Below are 25066 nucleotides of genomic sequence, written 5' to 3' on the forward strand. Positions count from 1 at the left end.
CCTATCAAGTTTGCTGTCTTGTGCCACTTCAATTTAGTTGGAAGTCCGAGTATATTCGACACTAGTAGGTGACCTCAATCACTCAAAGGAGAGTCTGTTGCCTGAGATTCTGACCGAACGCCGGGGGCACCTGGGGCTCATTACGCTGAACCGGCCGAAGGCCCTGAACGCCCTCAACGCGGACATGTGCCGCGACTTCCTCGACGTGCTGCTGGAATGGCGCGATGACCCGGATATCGCTCAGGTAGCGGTTATGGGCGCAGGGGAGCGCGGCCTGTGCGCCGGCGGGGATATCGTGGCGATCTACCGGGATATCTTGGACCGCAGCGGTGCTTCGGCTGACTTCTGGCGCATTGAATACCAGCTCAACGTCCTGATCGACGAGTACCCCAAGCCGTACATTGCGCTCATGGACGGAATCGTCCTTGGCGGCGGCATCGGCATCTCGGCGCATGGCAGCCATCGCATAGTTACCGAAACCAGCCGTTGCGGCATGCCGGAAGTCGGTATCGGATTCTTCCCGGACGTAGGCGGAACGCATTTGCTGGCGCGTGCCCCGCATGCGGCCGGACGATTGGCGGCATTGACTGGAATGAAATTCGGCGCGGCCGACACCATCGCTTTGGGCCTGGCCGACTCGTATGTGCCCGAGGCCCGGATCCCCGACGTGCTCGCAGACCTCGAGGTCCAGCCGGCCGCGTCGGTGCTGGCCAGCTATGCCGAGACTCCGGAGCCTGGCTTCCTGCACGAAGAATGGGTGCAGGCCTTTGGCGAGGCAAGCACCCCAGCGGTCATGCGTGCACTGGAGCTGCACGAGTACCCGCAAGCCCAAGAGGCGTTGAAGGCATTGGGCGCCGCCTGCCCGAGCTCGGTGCGCTTGGCCGAAGAACTGATCCACCTGGCTGGAGCGGATTTGAGAAAAGACCTGCAGCGAGAGTATCGGGCTGCCGTTCACCGGCTTGATGACCCCGATTTCGCCGAGGGGATTCGCGCCGCAGTCATCGACAAGGACCGCACCCCGCAATGGACGGAAGCAGTCCCGGGGCTAAGCCCGGGCCAGCGCACGCAACGGCATTTGGAGCCCCTGTTCGGGGCAGAACTAACTTTCGCACTGCTCGGTGAAGATCTAGCGGAAAAGAGCCACTCATGAACGCAAAACCAGTTATCGGATTCCTGGGCATGGGCCATATGGGATTGCCCATGGCCATCAACCTGCACAAGGCAGGCTACCGGATCAAGGGCTTCGACGTGGTTCCTGATGCGGTGCAGGCCGCCCGAGAAGCAGGCATCGGCACCGTGGCTACCGGAGCCGAGGCGGCCGCCGGCGTGGACATCGTCATCACGATGTTCCCTTCGGGCAAGCACGTGCTCGATGCCTACCGCGAATACCTGCTCGATAGCGCCAAGCCCAATACGCTGTTCCTGGAGTGCTCCACCATCGACGTAGCGCAGGCCCGTGAAGCGGCGCAGCTTGCGGTCTCCGCGGGGCATCGAAGCGCCGACGCTCCGGTGTCCGGGGGCGTGGTCGGGGCAGAAGCGGGGACTTTGACGTTCATGCTCGGTGCGCAGGCCGAAGATCTCGGAGAGATCACCCCGCTGCTGGAGCACATGGGCAAGCGGATCGTGCACTGCGGCGGGTACGGCGCAGGCCAGGCCGCCAAGGTCTGCAACAACATGCTGCTGGGCATCTCGATGATTGGCGCTGCCGAGGCCTTCGTGCTCGGAGAACGGCTGGGCTTGGAGCACCAGGCGCTCTTCGATGTCATTTCGTCCGCGTCGGGGCAATGCTGGTCGGTCACCACCAATTGCCCGGTGCCCGGACCTGTGCCTGCTTCCCCTGCCAATCGCGATTACCAGCCAGGATTTGCCGCAGCGCTGATGGCCAAGGACCTCGGCCTGGCAGCTAGCGCGCTGGAGCATACGAGTACCGATGCCCAGCTCGGCTCCCTGGCCGCAGCGCTGTACCGCAAGTTCAGCGATGAGGGCGATGCGGGAACCGATTTTTCCGGGATCATCAACGCGATCCGCGACGGATCGCTATAGGAAGTCCCCGGAGGCCTTGCGGAATCGGGCCAGGATCTCGAAAATCTCGGTGGCGTCGGTGCCGGAGAGATCGCTCTGGGCAAAGAGCTTTTCGTTCAGATCGCCGCGGGCCGCTGGCAGCACTTGCTGGCCTGCGGCCGTGAGTTCCAAAAGGCGGGTGCGGCCGTCGGTCGGGTGCGGGATGCGCCGCACCAAACCGGTAGCTTCCAGGCGGTCTACCGAATTGGTCAGGCTGGTGGCGTGGACCTGCAGGAGCTGGCTGGCTTGGCTCATGGGCAGGGAGCCGCGCTTGGAGAAACCGAGCAAGGCGAGTACCTCGAATCGCGCAAAGGTCAGCCCGTGCGGCTTGAGGATGGCATCGGCTCGCTGCAGGTAAATCGATGCCGTGCGCATCACCGCGGTAATTGCGGCCATGGAGTCGGCCTCGGCTGACCATCCATGGGAAATCCATTGTTCCCTGGCTTGCGCGATTGGATCGCGTGAGAGCGGAGAAGTCATGTGCATACCCCCAAAAGAAGACTTAGTCCAACAATATACTTGGACATCCTATGGTTTGGAAGGAATCCCCGGATGGACCTCTTGAATGTGGCCGGAGAACTAAGTGGAACCGAACGGCAGCGACTGCTTGGAATCAGGCAGGTAGCGCAGCATCAGGTGCGCAAGCAGTCCGTTGGCTATTGGGACCGCGAAGAATTTCCGACCGAGCTGATTGGAAAACTGGCCGAACTCGGACTGGGCGGATTGCAGCTGGGGGACAGCTCGCATTTGCTGCGGGGGCTGATCCATGCAGAACTCGCCCGCGCCGATATTTCAATCTCATCCGTGGTCGGCATCCACAACGAACTGGTGCTCGGGATGATCCGCGATTTGGGGTCGGAGGAGCAGCGCGAGCAGTGGCTGGGCAAGCTCGCCGGCTTTGAAGCCTACGGCGCATTTGCGCTGACCGAACCGGAACATGGATCGGATATCGCCGGCGGCATACGGAGCACCGCGCAGCGCGACGGGGACCAGTACGTTCTGAACGGGGCCAAGCGGTGGATCGGCATGGGCACCTTCAGCGATTTCGCGCTGGTCTGGGCCAAGGACGAGGAAACTTCGCAGGTCGGGGCCTACCTCGTTGAAGCGGACCGCCCTGGATATAGCGCTTCCAAGATCGAACACAAGATCGGGCTGCGCAGCATGCAGAATGCGGATATTCGGCTGGAGAATGTGCGGATTCCCGTCGCGAATAAGCTTCCAGGGGTGACCAGCTTCGCTGCGGCAAACCAGCTATTGATGCAATCTCGCGCGTGGGTGGGGTGGCAGGCTGTCGGCGCGATGATGGCAACGCTCGACATCTGCAGCGAGTACGTCGCGCAGCGCCAGCAGTTCGGGCAGCCGCTGGCCGCTTTCCAGTTGATTCAGCAGCCCCTGGCCGAAATTGCAGGCAACCTGAGCGCCTGCCTTTCCATGATGGGCGATATTGCCCGCAAGCAAGAGCGCGCGGAATTGCACATGGTGGATGCGGCAATGGCGAAGTCCACTGCCACCCGCCTGGCGCGGGATTCGGCCGCCTTGGGCCGAGCGATGCTTGGCGGCAATGGCATTGTGAGCGATTTCGAAATGGCCAAGGTCTTCTGCGATGTCGAGATTCTCCATACCTATGAAGGCACCTATGAAATCAATTCGCTGATTGTGGGACGTGCCCTGACCGGAGTCAGTGCCTTCGTGTAGCCGGGGCATCCGTCCGTTGGAATCTTTCCAGCTAATTCATAACAAGTACTTTCCAAAGCGGAAAGTACTTGTTATGGTTGGGGAACTCGGAAGATCAAAGCCAAAGGAGCAGGACAATGAAGATTCCATTCAGCACCTGGTACACCATCATCACCGTTGCGGCAGGTCTGGCCTTCGCGGCAATGGCCATGACCGCCTATGCCACGGGCAACAACTCCCTGATCTTCATTGGCATGGGCTTCTTCATGGCAATTTGCATGACCATGACGTCCGTCTACGCACAGCGCCAGCAGAAGGCTCGCAAGGCGGCCAGCAAATGAGTTCCGGCAAGAAAATGAGCCCTGAAGAGCAACTGGCCGCCCTGGGGTTGGCGCAGCAGGGAATGCAGCGTGCCGCCGGGTACGGAGCCAAATTGCTGGGCACCTATTGCATCATCTTGGGAGTGCTCATGGGCGGCCTGGCTGCTCTGCTGCAGGTCTTTCGTCCCGATGCGGATTTTATCGGCTTCATCGTCATCATGGCGTTGTTCTGCGTATCCGTTGCAGCGATGTCCTTGGCTTACGGGAAGCTCTACCGCTCGCTGCCGCGCGGGCATTCCAAGATGTATCTTCGGGGGTTCATTGCGAGCATGGTGCTTTACGCGGTGGCAGTGGCCTTGCTCGGGGCGGGACCCATGGGCTGGGGCGCCATCGCGTTGATCTGGATTATCGTTGCCGCGCCGTTGTTCCTGACCGGAATTGCGATGGTGCGCAAGTGAATGCCCATGCTCGCGAACGGCTCAACGACGACTTCTCCAACCCGGTACGGCTTTCACTGATGGGCTCCTTGCAAGCCGTGGACGAAGCCGATTTCAAATCCTTGAAAGAAGCCATCGGCATTTCGGATTCGGTGCTTTCCCGGCATCTGAGCGCACTGGAAGCCGGCGGTTACGTGCAGATCAAGAAAGGGTATGTGGGCAAAAGGCCTCGTACCTGGGCGAAGCTGACTTCAGCTGGGCAGGAGGCCTTTGCGCAACATGTCCAGGCGCTGAAGGAAATCACCGGCTTGGGGTAATCCTCAAGCGCGCCACCATTTGTCCCAGTAGGTGGCCGGTACGGTGCGCTTGTGCCGGGATCCCACGAAGCGCCTTTCGATGACCTCGGCCGCCGCAGGGTCAATCTCGCGGCCTTCGAGGTAGTCATCAATCTGCGGATAGGTCAGGCCAAGTTCCTCTTCATCTGCGCGCAGCGGCTGGCCGTCCAGCAGGTCCGCGGTAGGCTCCTTGGCCCACAGCAGCTCAGGAGCCTGCAGCTCGCGCAGCAGTGCCTGGTTCTGGCGCTTATTCAGCCCGGCCAGGGGCAGGAGGTCCGCTCCGCCATCGCCGAACTTGGTGAAGAAGCCGGTAATCGATTCGGCCGCGTGATCGGTGCCCAGGACCAGCATCCCGCGGTCCCCGGCCATGGCGTACTGCATGATCATCCGGGTGCGGGCCTTGAGGTTTCCGCGGTTGAAATCGCTCAGCGCCAGGTGGCCCGCATCGGCCAGGGCTTCATCGAAAGCGGCGACAGGCTTTTGGATGTTCACCTCGAACTGTTCGTCGGCAGCCACGAAATCCATGGCCGCTTCCGCATCGGCCGCATCCTTCTGCACGCCATGCGGCAGGCGCACCGACACGAAGTGCGCCTCGCCGCCGGATTCGCGCACCTCTTCGACGGCCAACTGGGCTAAGCGCCCAGCCAGCGTTGAATCGATGCCGCCGGAGATGCCCAGCACGAAACCCCGGGCGCCGGTAGCGGCCAGATAGTCCTTGAGGAAGTCGATACGACGGCGAATTTCGTCGGCCGCGTCGATTTCCGGGCGCACGCCCAGCTCTTCAATGATCTTTGCTTGCAGTTCACGCATGCTTCTAATCCTAGGCATGAGCCCTCGCCGTGCGGTACCGCTGCACAGGCTGGGAACGAAAGTTAATCTGTTCTCAACAAATCCCGGAGGGGCTATTCGGAATCCTGGTCCGGGTTCCAGCCGAGATTGCGCGCAATCTTTTCCAAGGCTTCGACCACCGCGTCATATTCGGAACCGTCCAGATCCTGGCCGAACTGGGTGCGGATCTTTTCCACGAGCTCACTGAGCTTGAGCAACGAGGTGTGGCCCCGATCGGTGATGGAATACTCGCCGTTGATTGCCGTAACCCAGCCGGATTCGATCAACTCGGCAAGGTGCTCTCTCAATGATTGCGGTTCATCCGGCGAGGCGAAGAACGGGGAAAGCCCGGCGTCCAGTTGCGCCTCGGTGGCAGGTTGCTGCTCCAGCAGGTTGAGCACCTGCCATTGCCTGCGTGTCACACCGTGCTCTTCCAAAGTCGCTGCAAACTGCTCGTCAATCAGCGAATCCACCAATTTCAGCCAGTAACCCAAGGGGCGTTTTGCGTTCATGGAATCAGCCTAGCCATGATGCCGACTAGAATCGAGGGTATGAGCGAAACCAGCGCCCGTGAGCGACTAAAAGAACTGATCCAAGAACTAGCCATTGTGCGCGGCAAGGTCACCTTGTCCTCGGGCAAGGAAGCTGATTACTACATCGATCTGCGCCGTGTAACCCTGCACCAGGAAGCATCGGGCTTGGTTGGCGAAGTCATGCTTGGCTTGCTGGACGAGGCCAAGCTGGAATTCAGCAATGTGGGCGGCTTGACCATGGGCGCTGACCCGGTAGGCACCGCCATCATGCACACCGCCCGGGCCAAGGACCGCGCCATCGACGCTTTCGTGGTCCGCAAGGCGCAGAAGTCCTACGGCATGGGCCGCCAGGTCGAGGGCCCGAGCGTCGAAGGCCGCGATGTCATCGTGCTCGAGGATACTTCCACCACCGGCGGTTCGGCGCTGACCGCTGTCGAGGGCGTGCGCAAGGCCGGCGGCAACGTGATTGCCGTGGCCGTGATCGTTGACCGCGACACCGGAGCCAAGGAACGCATCGAAGAAGAAGCCGGCGTTCCGTACCTGTTCGCCTACGGCAAGAACGAGCTGGGCCTGTAGCCGGCAAGCGATTCCCTGCACAGCACCTCGTTGCCCACCGGAGAATTCCCGGTGCGCGGCGGGGTGCTCTGCTTTTCCCGGCTAGCTGCTGCGCGCGGGGCCCGTGGTCTCGCGCGGGACGAGCACGGCAGGCAGGTGGCCGGGGGAGCGGACGTCCTCGCCCGCAAGCAGGCCCAGCAGCATGCTCACCGCCTGGGCGCCCATCTCATGCAGCGGCTGGCGCACGGTGCTCAGCGGGGGAGAGGACTGTGCCGCGGCCGGGATGTCATCGAAGCCGATGATCGAAAGATCGCCGGGAACCTGCAGCCCGCGCTCGCCGGCCACCTGCAAGGCGGCCAGGGCCGAGAGGTCATTGGCCGCGAAGATCGCCGTGGGCGGCTGGGGCAGGTCCAGCAGGTCATGGGCGGCCTGCACCGCGGCATCATGCTGGTAATCGCCATCGTGCGACAGCTGCCCATCGAATTCCACGCCGGCCTCTTCCAGCGCTTGGCGGTAGCCCTGCTCGCGCAGGTGCGCGGAAGCCAGGTCCCCGCGCCCTCGGATGTGCCCGATGCGGCGATGGCCCAGATCCAGCAGGTGCCGGGTGGCCGTATAGGCCCCGGAACGGTTGTCCACGTCGATGGCGATCGGCATTTCCGGACCGGCATGCGGGTCAATGGCGACGACCGGCACCGAGCTGTGCGGGACTTCCACGGTGGGGGTGACGATGATGGCGCCGTCGATCAGCGTTCCGCCCAAGCGGGACAGGGAGCGGCGTTCCCAGCCGGCATGCCCTTCGGGGGAAAGGTTGCCCGCGTAGGCCATCAAATCGTATTGGGTTCCGCGCAGGGTCGCGGAGATGCCGTTGAGCAGGCCCAGCGAGAAGGGCTCGAACTCCGCCACCAGGATGCCGATGATGTTGGTGCGGGTGCTGCGCAGCGAGGAGGCGACCAGCGAGGTCTCGTAGCCCAGTTCGCTGATGACCTGGTGGACCTTGGCGATGGTGGCCGGGGCGACCCCGTAGCGGCCGTTGACGACCTTCGAGACGGTGGAGACGGAGACCTGCGCGGCGCGCGCGACGTCGTTGATGGTCACGCGTGCGCTGGAAGGCTCGCCGGGGATCTGCGGCTGCTGGGCATTGGCGATCCCGGGGATTCCGGTCTGAGGGGTCATCACGTCACTAACAGTAGCGCAAAATACTCCGGAATTCCGTGACTTCACGGGGGCATGACGACCGATTGCGGATCTTTCGACAACGTTTTCGCAATGGATTTCGAAAACGTTATCGAAAACGATTGACATGACCTGCGTCACGGTGCAATTCTTGGTGGAGCCAATCGCCTGCCGTCCGATGCCGGCAGGTCTTCATCACAGCTGAGGAGCACGAGCATGTTATCCAAGATCCGAGGTGCGCAGATTCTGGCGTTGGCCGCCACGACTGCCCTGCTGGCCACCGGCTGCGCCGCCGATGCAGGCCAGGAAGGGACGTCGGCAGACGGAACCACCACCATCACCTGGTGGCACAACTCCAATAACGGCGACGGCAAGGCCTACTACGAACAGGTTGCAGCCGACTTCGAAGCCGCCCATGAAGGGGTGGAGGTCGAAGTCAGCGCAATGCAGCACGAGGACATGCTCACCAAGCTCGATGCGGCCTTCCAGAGCGGCGACGCCCCGGATGTCTACATGGAACGTGGTGGCGGGGAGCTTGCAGCCCACGTGGCCGCCGGGCTGACCAAGGACCTGACCGAGGCGGCCTCCGAGGAAATCGCCTTCCTCGGCGAGAACGCCGGCGGCTGGCAGCTCGATGGCAAGACCTACGCCTTGCCGTTCTCGCTGGGCGGCGCGGGGTTCTGGTACAACAAGGCGCTGTTCAAGGAAGCGGGCATCGACTCGGCCCCGCAGACCTTCGATGAACTGATTGCGGCCACCGGGAAGCTGAAGCAGGCAGGCATCGACCCGATTTCCATCGGCGCCGGCGACAAATGGCCGGCAGCCCACTACTGGTACTACGCGGCAGTGCGCGAATGCTCCCAGCAGACCCTGGCCGATTCGGTCGCCAATCTCGATTTCAGCGACCAGTGCTTCACCAAGGCCGGGGAAGACGTGGACCAGCTGATCAAGTCCGAGCCATTCAACCCGGGCTTCCTCTCTACCCCGGCGCAGTCCGGCCCCACCTCCGCTTCGGGCCTGCTGGCCACCGGAAAGGTAGCCATGGAATTGGCTGGCCACTGGGAGCCAGGGGTCATGCAGGGCCTGACCGAAGACGGCACTGGCATGGGGGAAGACACCGGATGGTTCCCCTTCCCTGCCATTGAGGGCGGCCAGGGCGACCCGGCCGCGCAGCTTGGCGGAGGCGACGCCTGGGCAGTTTCCGAAGGCGCCCCCGACGCGGCGGTGGACTTCGTGAAGCACATGCTCTCCGACGAGGTCCAGCGCGGTTTCGCCGAGCTGGACATGGGCCTGCCGACCAACCCGGCGGCCAAGGACGCGATCTCGGATCCGGCATTGGCTTCGCTGATGGACGTGCGCGACAAGGCGCCATATTTCCAGCTGTACTTCGACACCTCGTTCGGCGCCTCCATTGGCGGGGCCATGAACGACGAGATCGCCCTGCTCTTCGCCGGCAAATCCGACGCGCAGAAGATCGTCGACGCCAGCCAAGATGCCGCTGACCTGGAGAAGTGATCCACGCCGTGGCCCCAGAAGTAACCTACGCAGCCAGTCCGCCAGCCAGCGGTGGCCCAGGGCTTTCCGAAAGGCGGCGTTCTGCGCCAAGCGGACTGCCGCCTGCCGGTGCCAAGCGCACGCGCAAGCCCGCGCAGCGGCGCAAGAACCTGGAGATCCTGTTCTTCGTCAGCCCGGCATTGCTGCTGATCGCGGTCTTCATGCTGGTCCCCATCATCCAGGCCGTGCGCTTCTCGATGTACAACTGGAAGGGCTTCGGCCCGCTGGTGGACTTCGTGGGCTTCAAGAATTACGTCCGGGTGCTGGGCAACGAGGTGTTCACCGATGCCCTGGTCCATAACCTGGTCATCATCGGCGGCTCCATCGCCCTGCAGCTGCCGATCGGCCTGGGCATCGCCCTGCTGCTGAACCGGAAGATGAAGATCCAGTCCCTGCTGCGCACCATCATCTTCGTGCCCTACGTGCTGTCCGAAGTCATCGCCGGGGTGGTCTGGTTCCAGCTGCTGCAGCCGCAGTACGGGGTGTTCGACACCATCTTGTCCAAGCTGGGAATCCAGGGGCCGGCCCAGGGCTGGCTGGGCACGCCGGAACTCGCTTTGTGGACCGTGCTGGCAGTGCTGACCTGGAAGTACCTTGGCCTGGCGGTGATCCTGTTCCTTGCCGGGCTGCAGGGGGTGCCGTCCGAGCTCTACGAAGCGGCGGAAATCGACGGCGCCTCCTGGTGGCAGATCCAGCGCAAGATCACCATCCCGCTGCTGGGCCCCACCCTGCGCACCTGGGGCTTCTTGTCCATGATCGGCTCGCTGCAGCTCTTCGACATGGTCTGGATCCTCACCGGCGGCGGACCGGCCAACGCCACCACCACGATGGCCAGCTTCCTGGTTTCGGAAGGAACCAAGCGCCAGAACTTCGGGATCGCCGCGGCCGCCTCGGTCATCTTGTTCATCGTCGCCCTGGTTCTGGCCATCTCCTACCAGCAGTTCATCCTCAAGCGGGATTCGCAGCCCGATGATGAGCGCACGAAGCGGAAGAAGGCCAAAGCATGAGCGCCACCCTGGCTACCAGGCCCCAGCACACCCCCGCCCAGGCAAAACGCGCCAAGAAGCGCAACGGCCGGCAAGGCGGAAACGTCCTGGTCTACGCCATCGCCTTGGCGGTTGTCGCGATCACCCTGGGCCCGGTCCTCTACGGGGTGCTCGGCGGGTTCCGCACCAACGCGCAGCTGGCCGAGAACCCGGCAGGCCTTCCCGAGCCGTGGGTGCTGGAGAACTACGCCGGCGTGCTGAAGAACCCGGATTTTTGGCAGTACGCGCTGAACTCCACGATGATCGCGGTGATCACCACCATCGTCGTGGTGGTCTTCGGCATCATGGCTGCCTACCCGCTGGCCCGCTACACGTTCCGCCTGCGCGAGCCGATCTTCATGGTCTTCGTGCTTGGCTTGCTGTTCCCGGCCACCGTGGCGATTGTTCCGCTGTTCATCCTGATTACCCGGGACCTGGACATGGGCAACACCTGGTGGGGCGTCGCCCTGCCGCAGGCGGCCTTCGCGCTGCCCATGACCGTGGTCATCCTGCGCCCCTTCCTGATGGCGCTGCCCCAGGAGCTGGAAGAAGCCGCCCAGCTCGATGGCGCCAGCCGCATCGGCTTCTTCTGGAGGATCCTGCTGCCATTGTCCGGGCCGGGCATGGTCACCGTCGGCGTACTGGCCTTCGTCGGCTCGTGGAACGCCTACCTGCTGCCGTTGCTGCTGCTGCAAGGGGATATGCGCACCTTGCCGCTGGGCGTCGCCGACTACTCCAGCGAGCACTCGGCCGACACCGCCGGCGTCTTCGCGTTCACCGCGCTGGCGATGATCCCGGCACTGATCTTCTTCCTGGCCATGCAGAAGCGCATCGTCAATGGACTGCAGGGCGCAGTCAAGGGCTGATCCGCCCCCGCAAGCAATCGAAATCTTTGAAGACAAGGAACTGCCATGAAAACCGTCGAGCAAACCTGGCACGACATCTCACTTCCTGCCGAACAGCGCGTCGCCGCGCTCATGGATGAAATGACCCTGGAAGAGAAAGCCGGGCAGCTGGGCTCGTTCTGGATCCGCCCGGAGGAAGAAAACCAGGACGGGGAAGGCAACGTCGCGCCGATGGCCGATACCTTCACCGCAGGCCCCAGCTTCGAAACCGCCATCAAGGACGGCTTGGGGCATATCACCCGCGCCTTCGGCACCATCCCGCTGGCCCCCGCCGAAGGCCGCGAACGCCTGGTCGAGCTGCAAGAACAGGTCATTGCCGCGAACCGCTTGGGCATCCCGGCCATCGCCCACGAGGAATGCCTGACTGGCTTCACCACCCTTGGCGCGACCTGCTACCCGGCGTCCATTGCCTGGGGCGCCACCTTCAACCCGGAACTCATTGGCGGCATGGCCCGGCGCATCGGCGCCGACATGCTGAAGATGGGAGTGCACCAGGGCCTGTCCCCGGTCTTGGACGTCACCCGCGACTACCGCTGGGGCCGGGTGGAAGAGACCATGGGCGAAGACCCCCACCTGGTTGGGGAGCTGGGCGTAGCCTACGTGCGCGGCCTGCAGGACTCGGGGGTGCACGCCACCTTGAAGCACTTCGCCGGCTACGCGGCCTCGCAAGCCGGGCGCAACCACGCGCCGGTCTCCATGGGCCCCCGGGCGCTGGAAGACACGGTGTTCCCGCCGTTCGAACGCGCGGTTCGCGAGGGTGGAGTGAAGTCCGTGATGAACTCCTATGCGGACGTGGATGGCGAAGCGCCCGCTGGCAGCCACCGGCTGCTCACCGAAGTGCTGCGGGGCCGCTGGGGCTTCGCGGGAACCGTCGTGGCGGACTACTGGTCCGTCAGCTTCCTGCACAGCATGCACGAAGTCGCAGAAGACGAGGACGCCGCGGGCCGGCTGTCCCTGGAAGCCGGCATGGACGTTGAGCTCCCGGAGACCACCGCCTTCGCCAACCTGGCCCAGGCGGTCCGCGCCGGAGCGCTGGAGCAGGAAGTCCTGGACACCGCGGTGCGCCGCGTGCTGGCCCAGAAACTGCAGATGGGCCTGCTGGATCCGGGCTGGAACCCGCGCCAGGCCTGGCTGGGCGATGACGTGGAACTGGATTCGGCCGATAACCGTGCCCATGCCCGGAAAATGGCCGAGGAATCGATCATCCTGCTGCGCAACGAGCAGATCCTGCCCTTGGCCAGCCCGGCACGCTTGGCGGTCATCGGGCCCAGCGCCTCCCAGCCTCGCACCCACCTGGGCTGCTACTCCTTCACCAACCATGTCTACTCGCGCTTCGCCGAGCAGCAGGACTACGGCGTGCCGATGGCCTCGATCCTCGAAGCCTTGCAGCTGGCTCCCGCGCTCGCCGGATCGCAGATCGAGTATGCCCGTGGCGTGGACTTCACCGATCTGGATGATTCGGGCATCGCCCAGGCGGTCCAGGCCGCCCGCAACGCCGAAGTCGCGGTGGTTGCCGTTGGCGACCTCGCCGGGCTCTTCGGCCGTGGCACCTCGGGGGAGGGCTGCGACGTCGTCGACCTGCGCCTGCCCGGGCGGCAGGGGGATCTGGTGGAAGCCGTGCTGGCCACGGGGACCCCGACGGTGCTGGTGCTGGTCACTGGGCGCCCGTATTCGCTGGGGCAATTCGCTGATCGCACCGCGGCCATCATCCAGTGCTTCATGCCCGGGGTGGAAGGCGGGCCGGCACTGGCTGGCGTGCTGACCGGCGAGGTCAACCCCTCGGGCAAGCTGCCGGTGCAGATCCCCGACCATATCGGCGGGCAGCCGGGCACCTACCTGGCTTCCAAGCTGGCGTGGCATTCAGAAGGCGTAACCAACCTCGATCCGCGTCCGCTCTACCCCTTCGGCTACGGCAGCTCCTACACCAGCTTCGAGATCTCCGGGCTGGAACTGCCGGAAACTGAAATCGCTGCCGACGGCACCATTCGGGTCAGTGCCACCGTGGCCAATACCGGAGCGCGCTCCGGTGCCGAAGTGGTGCAGCTGTACCTGGCTGACGCGGTGTCGCAGGTGGTGCGCCCGCGCCGCTGGCTGGCCGGCTTCGCCAAGGTGCAGCTTGAGGCAGGGGAGTCGAAGCGCGTGGCTTTCACCGTGCATGCTGACCGAACCTCGTTCACCGGGCTGTCCGGGAAGCGCATTGTGGAACCGGGCAAGTTCACCGCGCTGGTGGGAACCAGCAGCGAGGACCTGCCACTGCAGGCCGAGTTCCGGATCACCGGGAAGGTGCGCGAAGTGGCCGAGGGCCGCGTGCTGGACACCCCGGTGGACATCGCGTAGCCGCTAGGCGGTGCGCCGCCGCAGGGTCAGGGAACCGACGATCAGCGCGGCGGCGATCCAGGCGGCGATGACCAGCATGCTTCTTGCCGTCGCCGAATCCACTGTTCCCGCCGCGGCATCCGAGAGGGCGTCGATGGCGTGGGACAGCGGAAGCCAGGCGCCGATGGCCTCCAGCGCGCCGGGCAGCTGCTCGCGGGGCAGGATGATTCCGGACAGCAGGAACTGCGGGATGACCAGCGCCGGCATGAACTGAACCACCTGGAATTCGGTGCGTGCGAAGGCGCTGGCCATCAGGCCGAGGCTGATGCCCAGCAGCGCGTCGAGGGCGGCCACCGCAAACAGCAGCCAGAAACTGCCTTCGATCTCCAAGCCGCAAACCCAGATGGCGAAACTGACCGCGATCATGGTCTGGAGGATCGCAACCAGGGTGAACGCCAGCGCGTAGCCGAAGATGAATTCGCCCTTGGCCAGCGGCATGCTCAGCAGGCGCTCAAGGGTTCCGCTGCGCCGCTCGCGCAGTGTTGCGATGCTGGTGACCAGGAACATGACCACGAATGGGAACAAGGCGATCATTGCCGGGCCAATGCGGCTGAAGGCCGGGGTGTCGGTGAAGATCCATGCGATCAGGCCGATCAGCAGGCTGGGCACGATGAGCATCAAGGCAATGGTCCGCGGGTCATGGCGCACCTGGGCCAGGACCCGACCGGTGGTGGCGAGCGTCCGTTTCATGGCTGGTTCCCTTTTGCCGCGATCAGGGCAACGAAGGCATTTTCGGGATTGTCTGCACCGGTTGACTCCATCAATGCAGCCGGGCTCATCTGGCCGAGCAGCTTCCCCTCGCGCAGCAGCAGGATTTCATCGCAACGCATGGCTTCGTCCATGACATGGCTGGAGACGACAAGGCACAGGCCGGTGGCCGCCAACTGCGAGAACATCGCCCACAGATCCGCACGCAGCACCGGGTCCAAACCCACCGTGGGTTCATCCAGGATGACGATTTCTGGCGAGCCGAGCAGCGCGATGGCCAAGGACACCCGATTGCGCTGTCCGCCGGACAGGCCCATGGCCAGCCGGCCAGCCTGGTCCGCCAGGTCCGTGGCTTCGAGGACTCGATCCACTTCTGCTGGGGGCTGGCCGAGGATCTTGGCGAAGTAGGCGATGTTCTGCCGGACGCTCAAATCGTCATAGACGCTGGCTGCCTGGGTCATGTAGCCGACCCGGTTGCGCAGGGACTTGTGCCCGGCGGGCTTTCCGAGAACGGAGACTGTTCCGCTGCTGATGACCTGGTTGCCCACGATGCTTCGCAGCAAGGTGCTCTTGCCGCTGCCGCTGGGGCCGAGCAAGCCGATGATCCGTCCCGGCGCGAGCTGGAATTCCACGTGGTCCAGGACCAATGCCCTTCCGCGTCTGACGTCGAGCCGCTGCACATCGACACAAGCCGTTTTATTCATCACATAATGAATTAGGGACCTCTGCCAGCGGCATGTCAATGGTTCAACGCAGGCAATTGGCCGGTGAGGTAGCGCTGGATGGTGGGGGCCACCAGCTCGATAACCTGCTCATCATCCATGGAGGCCAAAGGCTCCAAGCCAATGATGTAGCGCGCGACAATCAGGCCGACAACCTGGCTGGCCACCAGGGCTACCCTCGGCTCGGCGCTTTCTTCCGGCAAACGCGCACCCAAGCGCGAGAAGATCTGCTCTTGCAGGAATGGACGGAGGACTTTCGCCGCGCTGCTGCTGGAGACCAAGCCCCGGATCATTGCCGTTGCTGCCGTGCAGAAAGCCGGCTTGCGCCAGGTAGCGAGCAATGCGCGAGTCAGCGCCTCGCCCATCTCCTCCAACGGCGCTGTTGCCGCCTCGGCGATGATTTCCCCTGGGTTGACGGGGATGCGCATGGTCTGGACAAACAAGTCGCTCTTGTCCTTGAAATAGTGGTGAACCAGTGCTGGATCCACCCCGGCTCGGCGCGCTACCGACCGGAGGCTGGCTGCCTCGTATCCGGCACGGGAGAACTCCTTGGACGCGGCTTTGAGGATCGCCGCTCTAGTTGTCCCCGTGGTGCTGCCTTTGGGCCGTCCACGCTTCCGCGCGCTCGGGACCTCGTTCGGTACTTGCTCGGTCACGGTTTCAGCATACTTCCGGAATCTTGCGTCAACGCAGCAAGGCCGGGCAAAAGCCCGGCCTTGCTGAATCCGCTAGCTGCTACTTCTTGGCTGCAGGCGCTTCCGCTGCAGCGGCACCCTTGGCGAGTTCCGCGTGCAGATTCGCCACGGATGGGAACTGCAGGTCCGGGCGGAACGGGAAGGTGTCCATGTCTTCGCGGGCGGTGATGCCGGTGTAGACCAATGCGGTCAGCAGTCCGGCTTCCATGCCCGCAACGATATCGGTGTCCATGCGGTCGCCGATCATTGCGGTGGTTTCCGAGTGCGCATCGATTCGGTTCAGGGCAGAACGGAACATCATTGGGTTCGGCTTGCCCACCACGTATGGCTCGCGGTTGGTTGCACGCGAGATCAAGGCCGCGATCGCACCGGTGGCTGGCATAATGCCTTCGGTGGACGGTCCGGTAGCGTCCGGGTTGGTGGCGATGAACTTCGCCCCGCCTTCGATCAGGCGGATGGCCTTGGTGATGGCTTCGAAAGAGTAGGTGCGGGTTTCGCCCAGCACGACGTAGTCAGGGTTCTGGTCGGTCATGATGAACCCCGCATCATGCAGGGCAGTGGTCAAACCGGCTTCGCCAATGACGAAGGTGCGGCCGCCGGGGCGCTGGCGAGCCAGGAACTCTGCAGTGGCCATCGCGGAGGTCCAGATGTTTTCCTCCGGGACGTCCAGGCCCGAGGCCAATAGGCGAGCACGCAGATCGCGCGGGGTGTAGATGGAGTTATTGGTCAGGACCAGGAAGCGCAGGTTGTTGTCGCGCCAGTAGCTCAGCATCTCGGCGGCGCCCTTGATGGCCTGGTTCTCGTGAACCAATACGCCGTCCATGTCCGTGAGCCAGCATTTGATGTCGTGGACAGTTCGCGTACCGCGGATTGAAGTTGTCACGAGGCGTGGATCCTCCCTAGGGAAATATGTGGTGGGAGCTATCGGCACTGAAAGTATCCCGTTCTATTAAGAGATTACACAGGCGCACGCAAATGCACCGTGAACAAGGGCACGAACATAACGAACTAGGCTTAATACTGTGAACGAAGAAACGCATGAACCAGTTAATGACCCGAGCGCGCAGCATGTGATCGGAGTAGGCCCCTGGGAGGGGGAACTGCCAACCGACGGAAAGTACGATCCCCAGCTGCTTGCCGAGGGCGACCGGCGCAACGTCGCGGACAAGTACCGCTACTGGACGATGGACGCCATCATTGCTGATCTTGACGAACGCCGCCACGATTTCCATATCGCCATTGAAAACTGGCAGCACGATATGAACATCGGCACCGTGGTACGCAGCGCAAACGCCTTCCTGGCCAAAGAAGTCCATATCATCGGCCGTCGCCGCTGGAATCGACGAGGCGCCATGGTTACTGATCGTTACCAGCACGTACGCCACCATGCAACAGTGGAGGAGTTCGTTGCCTGGGCTGAAGGCGAGGGGTTGACGATTCTGGGAATCGATATCTTCCCGGACTCCGTTCCACTGGAAACCTACGACCTGCCGAAGGACTGCGTGCTGGTCTTCGGGCAGGAAGGTCCGGGACTCAGCCCGGAAGTCCACGCTGCGGCCAAGGACACCTTGTCCATCGAGCAGTTCGGCTCGACTCGTTCAATCAACGCGGCATCCGCAGCCGGGATTGCCATGCATGCGTGGGTACGCAGGCACGTGTTTGGGCAAAAAGTAGGTTAACAAGAAATTTAATACTGACGAGTTTAGTCGAGCATCTGGATTAGTTATCATTTTCCGCCTACTCTGGGTTTTAGTTATGAAAACGTGATCTGGGAGAGGGCGGTCGTGAAACGACGTCATCAAGTGAACCGTGACTTGCTGTTGCCCGGGCTGCCTCGGCGCAGAAGGCCATTGGTTATATGGTCGACTTCTATCGTCGCCGCGCTAGGACTGACGGGAGCCTTGGCGATCCCGATCATGGCGCAGGCCGGTGACTCCAGGCAGGGCGATATCCCTGTAGGTATCGATGCTGTGGCAGATCCATCAATGTTCAACGGACCGGTCTATGTCAGTGCAGATGCGCCACTGAACTCATTTGGCGGTTCCGGCAAGGAGCTGGCTATTGACGGCCGTCCCGTTGGAATGCTTGATGGCGCTGACGCCGGCTCAGAAGCGTCCGGCAATGACAACGAATCCTCAGCTCTGCTCGCGGGCATGGTCGGCGAGCTCGGTAAATTGCCTGGCGACCTGCAACTGATGCACCCGGTCAAGACCCGCAGTATTTCCAGCCCTTACGGCTGGCGTGCCAACCCTACCGGTCCTGGCAACCAGATCCACATTGGCCAGGACTACCCTATTTCCTGCGGCTCGCCGGTCTACGCTTCTGAAGCTGGAACGGTGACCGTATCGGCATGGGCCGGGCACTCCGGCATGCGCGTGACTATTGATCACGGCAGCAATGTCCAGACTGGCTACAGCCACAATTCGAAGTTGATTGCCAAAGTGGGGCAACGCGTTGAGCAGGGTGAGCTGATCGCCTTGGCTGGCACTACCGGCAACTCGACCGGTTGCCATGTGCACTTCGAGGTCATCATCGACGGACGTTGGCACGATCCGCGTAACTACCTGCCAACCATTCCGGGGCAGCGCCAGGCAATGATTAATTCGCAGCGGCTGACGGTCAATGCGGGCAGTGCTCCGAAGGGCAACGGCTCGCGGGTTCCTGATCGGGCTCCAAGCGGTCCGGATCCAGACGTCATTGTCCCTGAGGATGACACTCCAATCATTCCACGGCCGAAGCCGACGCCATCGGAGTCGCAGCGCCCGTCGCCGAGCGAGAGTGAGACTCCAAGCGGTTCGCATTCTCCGGATGGTTCACAGAGCCCGGACGGTTCGAAGAGCCCTGATAGCTCGAAGAGCCCGGATAGTTCGAAGAGCCCAGACGATTCGAAGAGTCCAGGCGAGAGCGAATCCACGGCACCTGAACCCACGGAAGAACCTGAGGAGGAGGTACCTTCAGTTCCGGAAACGCCAACGGAGCCTGAAAAAGAAGTCGTTCCGGATCCTCCAACCGGCTCAGCTTCTGCGCCAAAGACGGATTCGTCGAAGTCGACCTCGACCGGAACTGAAACTCCGAAGGCTTCCACGAGCTCTGCATCAGTGCCCAGCACCACGACCAAGACACAGCTAGCTCCGTCGGGAAGCACCTCTGTAAGCGCAACAACCAAATAGAGAAGGTAAAAAGCCAGCGGCCAACCGTAATGAGACGAGCTCTCATCTGGGTTGGCCGTTTGCTTTGCGGTCAACCGCGGAATTCCCCGTGTCACGATACGAGATTTAGGGCTTAGTTAGTGACATAGCCGATAGGATGGATGGCGAACCGCCGTCAATGGAGACGCGTAACCTCGCTAATCACCAGGAGTGAAGCATGCCTATCGCAACCCCCGATAAGTACAATGCAATGATCGATGCTGCCAAGGCAGGCGGCTACGCCTTCCCAGCAGTGAACGTGACCAGCTCGCAGACTCTGAACGCCGCAATTCGCGGCTTCGCAGAGGCTGAATCCGACGGCATCATCCAGGTCTCCACCGGCGGCGCCGCATACTGGTCTGGTGCATCCATCAAGGATATGGTTACCGGCTCGCTGGGCTTCGCGGCCTTCGCCCGCCAGGTTGCCAAGAACTACGGCGTGAACATCGCCTTGCACACCGACCACTGCCCAGCGGACAAGCTGGACGGTTTCGTGTTGCCACTGCTTGCCGCTTCGGAAGCTGAAGTCGCTGCAGGCCGCGATCCATTCTTCAACTCCCACATGTGGGATGGTTCTGCTGAAACCCTTGAAGAGAACCTGCGTATCGCCGCAGAATTGCTGCCGCGCACCGCAGCCGCCAAGCAGATCCTCGAAGTTGAAATCGGTGCCGTTGGCGGCGAGGAAGACGGCGTGGAAAACGCAATCAACGACAAGCTGTACAGCACCGTCGAAGATGCCCTGGCTACCATCGAGGCTTTGGGCGCTGGCGAAAAGGGCCGCTACATCACCGCGCTGACCTTCGGCAACGTCCACGGCGTTTACAAGCCAGGCAACGTAAAGCTGCGCCCAGAGATCCTGAAGGATATCCAGGCCCAGGTTGGCGCCAAGATTGGCAAGGCGAACCCATTCGACCTGGTATTCCACGGCGGATCGGGCTCTTCTGAGCAGGAAATTGCTGACGCAGTTGCCTATGGCGTGATCAAGATGAACATCGACACCGACACCCAGTACGCCTTCACCCGCCCGGTAGCTGGCCACATGCTTGCCAACTATGACGGTGTGCTGAAGGTTGACGGCGAAGTTGGCAACAAGAAGACCTACGACCCACGCGTGTGGGGCGCCAAGGCCGAAGAGTCCATGGCTGCCCGCATCGTTGAAGCTGCCCAGCAGCTCGGCTCGGCCGGAAAGTCGCTGAAGTAACCATGGTCGGAGAAAACCTGCTGGGCATCCCGGAAACCCTGCTTCCGGAAGAAACCGAAGTGCTCGCACGCTATGAAGCCGGTGATGAAGCCACGGACTTGGCGGCAAGATTCCCTGCCTCGTCACTGGTTTGGGCGCTGCTTGCCAACGAAGCGCACAGTGAGGGCCGCATCGTGGAGTCCTACGCGTTCGCACGCGTTGGCTACCACCGCGGCTTGGACTCGCTGCGCAAAGCCGGCTGGCGCGGACAGGGTCCAGTGCCTTGGCGCCACGAACCGAACCGCGGTTTCCTGCGTTCGCTTTACGCGCTGGGCCGTGCAGCTGCTGCCATCGGCGAGACTGAAGAAGTCGACCGCATTGGCAAGTTCCTGAACGACTCGGATGCTACGGCCAAGGCTGAAATCGAAGCTGGCAAGTAAGCAATTCTTAAACAGCTATCGGCGGCTCCTCTCGCAAAGAGAGGAGCCGCCGATAGCTGTTTAACGCATCGAGGATGCGCTCATGAACTAGGAAAAATCGGGTGCGCAGAAGCTGAGAAAAACCTGCCAGACGGCGACCTCTCCGTCATGAGAAGGTAAACATGCAGGTCATGACTCATTCAGTAATATGAGGGCGTTCTCATGTTGTTCTACTTTTGGACTCATTTAGTTCACCTAAAGTTCATTTAGAAGGGATCATCACTTCACACCTTTGAAAGGTAGAGCAATGTTGTCATTCTGGATGGGACTAGCGTCCAACGTCATCGGTATTACGGTTCTCGTGTACTTCGTATACTTCCGCCGCCACTTCCGCCGCGACCTCGTATTGGCCTATATTGCTTTGAGCATGGGCATCTTCGCTGTCACCTTATTGCTCTCGGGTAGCGGCGCGGGCATGGGGCTTGGCCTCGGCCTATTCGGTATTCTCTCGATTATTCGCCTTCGTTCGGACACCCTGACCCAGGAAGAAGTGGCCTACTACTTCATTTCACTGGCCATCGGATTGGTCAATGGCTTGCACCCGGATCCGGCATGGTTGGCTCCAGCAGCCACCGCGGCATTGGTCCTGGTGATGTTCTTGGCCGACCACCCGAGCTTCGCCCCACGCACCGATCGCCAGACCGTGACCCTGGAACGTGCCTACCCGAAGAAGGCGGACCTGCAGGCTGCATTGGAAGAACTGCTGGATGCCAAGGTACTGCGAACCGTAGTTGTCGAGCTGGACATGGTTCGCGACCTGACCATCGTTGATGTCCGCTTCCGTACCAACGCTGCCGGCAGCAAGTCCAATGCCAAGTCCAGCGCATCCGAGAGCTTCTCCGGCACTTATGAATTGGCGAACAGCCAGTCCGCACCGGCAGCGCAGAACGGAGCCAAGCAGGAGACGTGGTCCTGATGACGGCGCTTGCTACCAAGCGCGCGGACCTCGCTGCCTCCCAGGCGCGAGCGGCTTTGGAAGAAGCCGTCATCGGCCGGGAACCGATCAGTCTCGAAGAGGTCATCTCCGAAGCCGCGCTGCAGACCCGCGTCGACAAGAAGTTCTTGCTGACCCCAGAGGAATTCACGGAATTATCCGAGCGCTTGGGCGATAAATTCAAGATCATGCAGATCGACGGCTTGCGCACCTTCCGCTACGAATCGGTGTATTTCGATACCGAGGACTACGACCAGTACCGCGCCCACCGCCAGGGACGGCGCCGGAGATACAAGGTGCGTTCGCGCACTTATGCGGACACAGGGCTGTCGATGTTCGAGATCAAGACCAAGGGGCTTCGAGGGTCGACGGTGAAGCACCGCGTAGAGCAGGATCTGGACAGCGCGGGCGAGCTGACCGAAGAGAACCTGGGGTTCCTGGAATCGGTTCTGCGCCGCGAGTACGGGCAGGACGTCCCCCAGCTGCAGCCAGTGCTGGACAGCGCCTACCGGCGTGCGACTTTCGTGAATCCCATCGACGGCGAACGGCTGACCTGTGACGTCGAACTGGAATACGCCAACGGCGAATCGAGGGTTGACGGACCAGACTTGATTGTCGTGGAGACCAAGTCCGCTGATGGCCGGGGCGCTTCGGACCAGGCCTTGGCCGAGCTGGGCATCCGAGAGGTATCGATGTCCAAGTATTGCATCGGCATTGCACTGCTGAATCCGCAGCTGCCAGCCAATCGCTGGAGCCGTTTGCTCCAGCAGAGCTTCGTTCCGGATCCGACGTTGCGCTAGACCCCGTGCAGGATTCGGCTACCGCTCCGAGGCGAGTCGGTAGCCGAATCCGCGTACCGTCTCAAAGCGTTCCGAGCCGAGCTTGTTGCGCAGGTAGCGGACATACACATCCACCACGTTGGATCCGGGGTCGAAATCATAACCCCAGACCCTGGAAAGCAATTGCTCGCGGCTCAGCACTTGGCCGGGGTTGCGCAAGAAGGCTTCGGCCAGCGCGAATTCACGCGCGGAAAGATCGACTTCGCGCTCATTGACCGTCACCCGGCGGCGCAGCAGGTCCATGTTCAGGTCTTCGTGGGTCAGCGAGGAAACTTCAGGTGCATTGTCCTCGGCGCGCAGGCGCAAGCGCACCCGTGCCAGCAACTCATCGAAGTGGAATGGCTTGGCCATGTAGTCATCGGCGCCGTTCTGCAGGCCGGCTACCGTGTCTTCCACGCTGCCGCGTGCGGTCAGGATGATCACCGGAGTATCGATCTGCGCGGCGCGCAGACGCCGCAATACCGAGAAGCCGTCTTCATCCGGCAGGCCGAGGTCGAGGATGATCAGCTCATGATCACCCTCGATGGCCTGGGTGAAGCCATCATGCCCGGTTTCTGCGATGGATGAGGTCAGTCCCGCAGCACGCAGCCCCTTGGCTACGAACGAACTGATTCGCGGTTCATCTTCAATGATCAGTATCTGGCTCATGCTTCCTTGCTTCCAGTCGTCAACGGCATATCAATGTAGAACGTGGAACCCTTGCCATGTTCCGAATTCACCCACACGCGTCCGCCGTGGGTCTCCGCTATGGCCTGCACGATGTTCAGCCCCAGACCGGACCCCGAAGAACGAACCGAGTTCTGGCCACGTCCGAAGCGCTCGAATATACGTTCAAGATCTTCAGCCTGTATGCCCACGCCGGCATCGGATACCCACCAGCGCAAGGTGGTGTTGCCTTGGCCATCGCGGACGATCTCGTTGCCCAAGCCGATGCGGGTATCCTCAGCAGAGAACTTCACCGCGTTGGCGCAGAGCTGCAGCATGGCTTGGGTAGTCCGGATCGGGTCGAGAGTCACGGTGGCCTCGGTGCGGTAGTCAACGCGCCACTGACGCGGCCCCAGACCGCGGGCCTTGTCGAGGATGTCGTCAAGCAGCTTGCCGACTTCTGCAGGCTCCACCTGGAGGAAATCGGTGCGGTTGGACTTTGCCAGGGTGACCAGGTCATTGATCAGCAAGGACATGCGCCCGAGCTCATCCATCGCGATATCCCGGCTCTGGATAACATCATCGGGATCGTTGGGATCCATCAGTTCCAGATGCCCGTTGATGATAGTCACCGGAGTGCGCAATTCGTGCCCGACATCATCGAGCAGCTGGCGTTGGGAACCGAGTGCTCCTTCGAGGCGATCCAGCATTTCGTTGACCGTGACCGTCAGTTCGGCGAACTCGTCATTTCCCGAAACTTCAATGCGCTGGGATACATCGGTCTCGGAAATCTGTTGCGCGGTAGTTTGCAGGCGGCGGATCGGGTCGAGCATCCGTCCTACCACAAGCCAGGCGGCCAGTGCGGCGACGAGCATGACCGAGGCGCCGACGGCGCCGAAGATCATGAAATTGCGGTCATTAGCGATGGCCTCTGCCGAGTAGTCATAGGCCAGCACGAAGGCGCCGTGCTCGTGGTCTGCAGGAAGGCTGACCGGAACAACAACGGCGCGGTAGGTCGTGATTTCCGTATCGACAGTTCCCAAGCGGATATGGTTGGCGTCCTGGACGCTTCTGGCCCATTCCAGGAATTCCGGATCATCTTCCAGGCGGGTGTTGACGATATCCGGTGCGGTCCAACGCACCTCGTCACTTACCAGGGAGAGCATGCCCTGCTTCGGAGAAGGCAGGGTGCGTTGCATTGCAATGTACAGCAGGTCTTCGGCGTGCTTGAAGCGTTCCATGGTGCGCGGATCAACACCGGTTTCGGTGAGGACTTCGAATTCCTTGACGGTGCGAGTCAATGACTCATCCAAGCGCTCATTGAGTTCGTGGCGTTGTACGCCGAAGCTTGCCGTACCCGCTGCCAGCAAGGCCAAGCCAACCAGGAGCATCATCCCGGTCAGAACTCGGGCCCGGATGGACCACCGGCGTTCCGGCGCTCTAGTCGTCATCGTCATCGTCGTCGTCATAGTCTTCGTAGTCGTCATCGTCATCGTCGTCATCGTCGTCATACTGGGTGCCCGAAGGAGGCAGCGGGACAACGGTCTTCTTTGGCGGTGCTGGTGCTGGAGGTTTCGGCTTGGGCTTCGGTGTCGGGGTAGCGCTGGGCTTGGGCTTTTCCGAGGTTGTCGGCTTGGCAGAGGTGCTCGGGCTGGAGGACGGCTTTTGGGATTCAGCCGCCGAGGAAGAAGGTGAAGAGGAAGGAGTGCCAGGTGTGCCGATTGTCGGGGAAGGAGTCACTTCTTCGAAGATGAACCCTTCACCGAGGTCCCGGTCCGCCGGGCCTTCCAAGGCTTGGCTGATTCCGAACGCGCCAAGAAAAACGACTGCGATGACAGCGATCGTCGCAAAGACGCGGCGCAAAGCTTCCTTTCCCATGTTTTTCATTGTGGCTGAAATA

At 62.1% G+C, this 25066-nt stretch carries 28 protein-coding genes; 17 read left to right on the forward strand and 11 right to left on the reverse strand.

The features are described from left to right. The first annotated feature begins 97 nt into the window (after positions 1-97). Positions 98-1150 carry a 3-hydroxyisobutyryl-CoA hydrolase gene (locus tag M2368_RS11525; protein WP_105657886.1) on the forward strand — a complete coding sequence of 351 codons (1053 nt, stop codon included), beginning with the start codon at positions 98-100 and terminating at the stop codon, positions 1148-1150. Next, the gene (gene mmsB / locus M2368_RS11530) at positions 1147-2043 is read left to right on the forward strand and encodes a 3-hydroxyisobutyrate dehydrogenase (protein ID WP_105662664.1); all 897 of its coding nucleotides are present in this window, start codon (positions 1147-1149) and stop codon (positions 2041-2043) included. The genes M2368_RS11525 and mmsB overlap by 4 nt, the downstream gene beginning before the upstream one ends. Here the strand turns inward: mmsB and M2368_RS11535 are convergent. Next, positions 2038-2541 (reverse strand): MarR family winged helix-turn-helix transcriptional regulator, encoded by a 504-nt coding sequence (locus M2368_RS11535; protein ID WP_105658003.1) that lies wholly within the window; start codon positions 2539-2541, stop codon positions 2038-2040. The genes mmsB and M2368_RS11535 overlap by 6 nt on opposite strands. A gap of 72 nt (positions 2542-2613) precedes the next feature. Here M2368_RS11535 and M2368_RS11540 point away from each other — a divergent pair, with 72 nt between their 5' ends. The 4 genes from M2368_RS11540 to M2368_RS11555 all read left to right on the forward strand — a co-directional run bounded on the left by M2368_RS11540 (position 2614) and on the right by M2368_RS11555 (position 4809). Next, complete coding sequence (locus M2368_RS11540) at positions 2614-3756, forward strand: acyl-CoA dehydrogenase family protein (RefSeq protein WP_133834976.1); 1143 nt, start codon at positions 2614-2616, stop codon at positions 3754-3756. 116 nt (positions 3757-3872) lie between these two features. Next, positions 3873-4076 carry a hypothetical protein gene (locus tag M2368_RS11545; RefSeq protein ID WP_105657889.1) on the forward strand — a complete coding sequence of 68 codons (204 nt, stop codon included), beginning with the start codon at positions 3873-3875 and terminating at the stop codon, positions 4074-4076. Further along, positions 4073-4513, forward strand: coding sequence for a hypothetical protein (locus tag M2368_RS11550; protein ID WP_105662662.1), 441 nt, complete (start codon positions 4073-4075; stop codon positions 4511-4513). The genes M2368_RS11545 and M2368_RS11550 overlap by 4 nt, the downstream gene beginning before the upstream one ends. Next, entirely contained in the window at positions 4510-4809 is a 300-nt protein-coding gene (locus M2368_RS11555; protein WP_105657891.1) for a winged helix-turn-helix domain-containing protein, read from the forward strand. The genes M2368_RS11550 and M2368_RS11555 overlap by 4 nt, the downstream gene beginning before the upstream one ends. A 3-nt stretch (positions 4810-4812) precedes the next feature. Here the strand turns inward: M2368_RS11555 and nadE are convergent, their stop codons facing one another. Beyond that, positions 4813-5637, reverse strand: coding sequence for an NAD(+) synthase (nadE, locus tag M2368_RS11560; RefSeq protein ID WP_133834975.1), 825 nt, complete (start codon positions 5635-5637; stop codon positions 4813-4815). A gap of 92 nt (positions 5638-5729) precedes the next feature. Beyond that, on the reverse strand, positions 5730-6167 hold the full coding sequence (locus tag M2368_RS11565) for a MarR family winged helix-turn-helix transcriptional regulator (RefSeq protein WP_105657893.1): 438 nt from the start codon (positions 6165-6167) through the stop codon (positions 5730-5732). A 39-nt stretch (positions 6168-6206) separates the two neighbouring features. On the opposite strand from M2368_RS11565, the gene pyrE reads away from it, so the two are divergent. Next, complete coding sequence (pyrE, locus tag M2368_RS11570) at positions 6207-6764, forward strand: orotate phosphoribosyltransferase (RefSeq protein WP_181148872.1); 558 nt, start codon at positions 6207-6209, stop codon at positions 6762-6764. 81 nt (positions 6765-6845) lie between these two features. On the opposite strand, the gene M2368_RS11575 is transcribed toward pyrE, so the two are convergent. After that, positions 6846-7916 (reverse strand): LacI family DNA-binding transcriptional regulator, encoded by a 1071-nt coding sequence (locus tag M2368_RS11575; RefSeq protein ID WP_105657895.1) that lies wholly within the window; start codon positions 7914-7916, stop codon positions 6846-6848. 216 nt (positions 7917-8132) lie between these two features. On the opposite strand from M2368_RS11575, the gene M2368_RS11580 reads away from it, so the two are divergent. The 4 genes from M2368_RS11580 to M2368_RS11595 are packed head-to-tail and all read left to right on the forward strand — an operon-like array spanning position 8133 to position 13737. Continuing rightward, positions 8133-9431, forward strand: a complete 1299-nt coding sequence (locus tag M2368_RS11580; protein WP_105657896.1) for an ABC transporter substrate-binding protein — start codon at positions 8133-8135, stop codon at positions 9429-9431. Between the two features lie 8 nt (positions 9432-9439). Continuing rightward, positions 9440-10477, forward strand: coding sequence for a carbohydrate ABC transporter permease (locus tag M2368_RS11585; protein ID WP_402697458.1), 1038 nt, complete (start codon positions 9440-9442; stop codon positions 10475-10477). After that, positions 10474-11361, forward strand: coding sequence for a carbohydrate ABC transporter permease (locus tag M2368_RS11590; protein ID WP_105657897.1), 888 nt, complete (start codon positions 10474-10476; stop codon positions 11359-11361). The genes M2368_RS11585 and M2368_RS11590 overlap by 4 nt, the downstream gene beginning before the upstream one ends. 45 nt (positions 11362-11406) lie before the next feature. After that, positions 11407-13737 carry a glycoside hydrolase family 3 N-terminal domain-containing protein gene (locus tag M2368_RS11595; protein WP_133834972.1) on the forward strand — a complete coding sequence of 777 codons (2331 nt, stop codon included), beginning with the start codon at positions 11407-11409 and terminating at the stop codon, positions 13735-13737. A gap of 3 nt (positions 13738-13740) precedes the next feature. Here the strand turns inward: M2368_RS11595 and M2368_RS11600 are convergent, their stop codons facing one another. The 4 genes from M2368_RS11600 to M2368_RS11615 form a co-directional block, all read right to left on the reverse strand. Next, positions 13741-14466: an ABC transporter permease gene (locus tag M2368_RS11600; RefSeq protein WP_133834971.1), complete on the reverse strand. Its 726-nt coding sequence runs from the start codon at positions 14464-14466 to the stop codon at positions 13741-13743. After that, entirely contained in the window at positions 14463-15188 is a 726-nt protein-coding gene (locus M2368_RS11605; RefSeq protein ID WP_133834970.1) for an ABC transporter ATP-binding protein, read from the reverse strand. The genes M2368_RS11600 and M2368_RS11605 overlap by 4 nt, the downstream gene beginning before the upstream one ends. Positions 15189-15223: 35 nt before the next feature. After that, complete coding sequence (locus M2368_RS11610; RefSeq protein ID WP_166650870.1) at positions 15224-15862, reverse strand: TetR/AcrR family transcriptional regulator; 639 nt, start codon at positions 15860-15862, stop codon at positions 15224-15226. A 79-nt stretch (positions 15863-15941) separates the two neighbouring features. Further along, positions 15942-16784, reverse strand: coding sequence for an HAD-IIA family hydrolase (locus tag M2368_RS11615; RefSeq protein ID WP_105657902.1), 843 nt, complete (start codon positions 16782-16784; stop codon positions 15942-15944). Between the two features lie 139 nt (positions 16785-16923). Here M2368_RS11615 and M2368_RS11620 point away from each other — a divergent pair, with 139 nt between their 5' ends. The 6 genes from M2368_RS11620 to M2368_RS11645 all read left to right on the forward strand — a co-directional run bounded on the left by M2368_RS11620 (position 16924) and on the right by M2368_RS11645 (position 22482). Next, positions 16924-17580, forward strand: coding sequence for a TrmH family RNA methyltransferase (locus M2368_RS11620; protein WP_105657903.1), 657 nt, complete (start codon positions 16924-16926; stop codon positions 17578-17580). A 222-nt stretch (positions 17581-17802) separates the two neighbouring features. After that, on the forward strand, positions 17803-19071 hold the full coding sequence (locus tag M2368_RS11625; RefSeq protein WP_133834968.1) for a M23 family metallopeptidase: 1269 nt from the start codon (positions 17803-17805) through the stop codon (positions 19069-19071). Between the two features lie 196 nt (positions 19072-19267). After that, entirely contained in the window at positions 19268-20290 is a 1023-nt protein-coding gene (gene fbaA, locus M2368_RS11630; RefSeq protein ID WP_133834967.1) for a class II fructose-bisphosphate aldolase, read from the forward strand. A 2-nt stretch (positions 20291-20292) separates the two neighbouring features. Next, positions 20293-20709, forward strand: coding sequence for a DUF3151 domain-containing protein (locus M2368_RS11635; RefSeq protein WP_133834966.1), 417 nt, complete (start codon positions 20293-20295; stop codon positions 20707-20709). Positions 20710-20995: 286 nt separating this feature from the next. Next, positions 20996-21664 carry a DUF4956 domain-containing protein gene (locus M2368_RS11640; RefSeq protein WP_133834965.1) on the forward strand — a complete coding sequence of 223 codons (669 nt, stop codon included), beginning with the start codon at positions 20996-20998 and terminating at the stop codon, positions 21662-21664. Next, entirely contained in the window at positions 21664-22482 is an 819-nt protein-coding gene (locus tag M2368_RS11645; RefSeq protein WP_402697462.1) for a polyphosphate polymerase domain-containing protein, read from the forward strand. The genes M2368_RS11640 and M2368_RS11645 overlap by 1 nt, the downstream gene beginning before the upstream one ends. 18 nt (positions 22483-22500) lie before the next feature. Here the strand turns inward: M2368_RS11645 and M2368_RS11650 are convergent, their stop codons facing one another. From M2368_RS11650 to M2368_RS11660, 3 genes are read right to left on the reverse strand one after another with little or no spacing between them, the layout of a single operon-like run. Continuing rightward, entirely contained in the window at positions 22501-23169 is a 669-nt protein-coding gene (locus M2368_RS11650) for a response regulator transcription factor (RefSeq protein WP_133834963.1), read from the reverse strand. Continuing rightward, the gene (locus tag M2368_RS11655; protein ID WP_286172332.1) at positions 23166-24617 is read right to left on the reverse strand and encodes a sensor histidine kinase; all 1452 of its coding nucleotides are present in this window, start codon (positions 24615-24617) and stop codon (positions 23166-23168) included. The genes M2368_RS11650 and M2368_RS11655 overlap by 4 nt, the downstream gene beginning before the upstream one ends. Next, entirely contained in the window at positions 24607-25044 is a 438-nt protein-coding gene (locus M2368_RS11660; protein WP_133834962.1) for a hypothetical protein, read from the reverse strand. The genes M2368_RS11655 and M2368_RS11660 overlap by 11 nt, the downstream gene beginning before the upstream one ends. Positions 25045-25066: the final 22 nt, after the last annotated feature.

This window comes from Arthrobacter sp. JUb119, from assembly GCF_024807995.1.
GTDB lineage: Bacteria > Actinomycetota > Actinomycetes > Actinomycetales > Micrococcaceae > Glutamicibacter.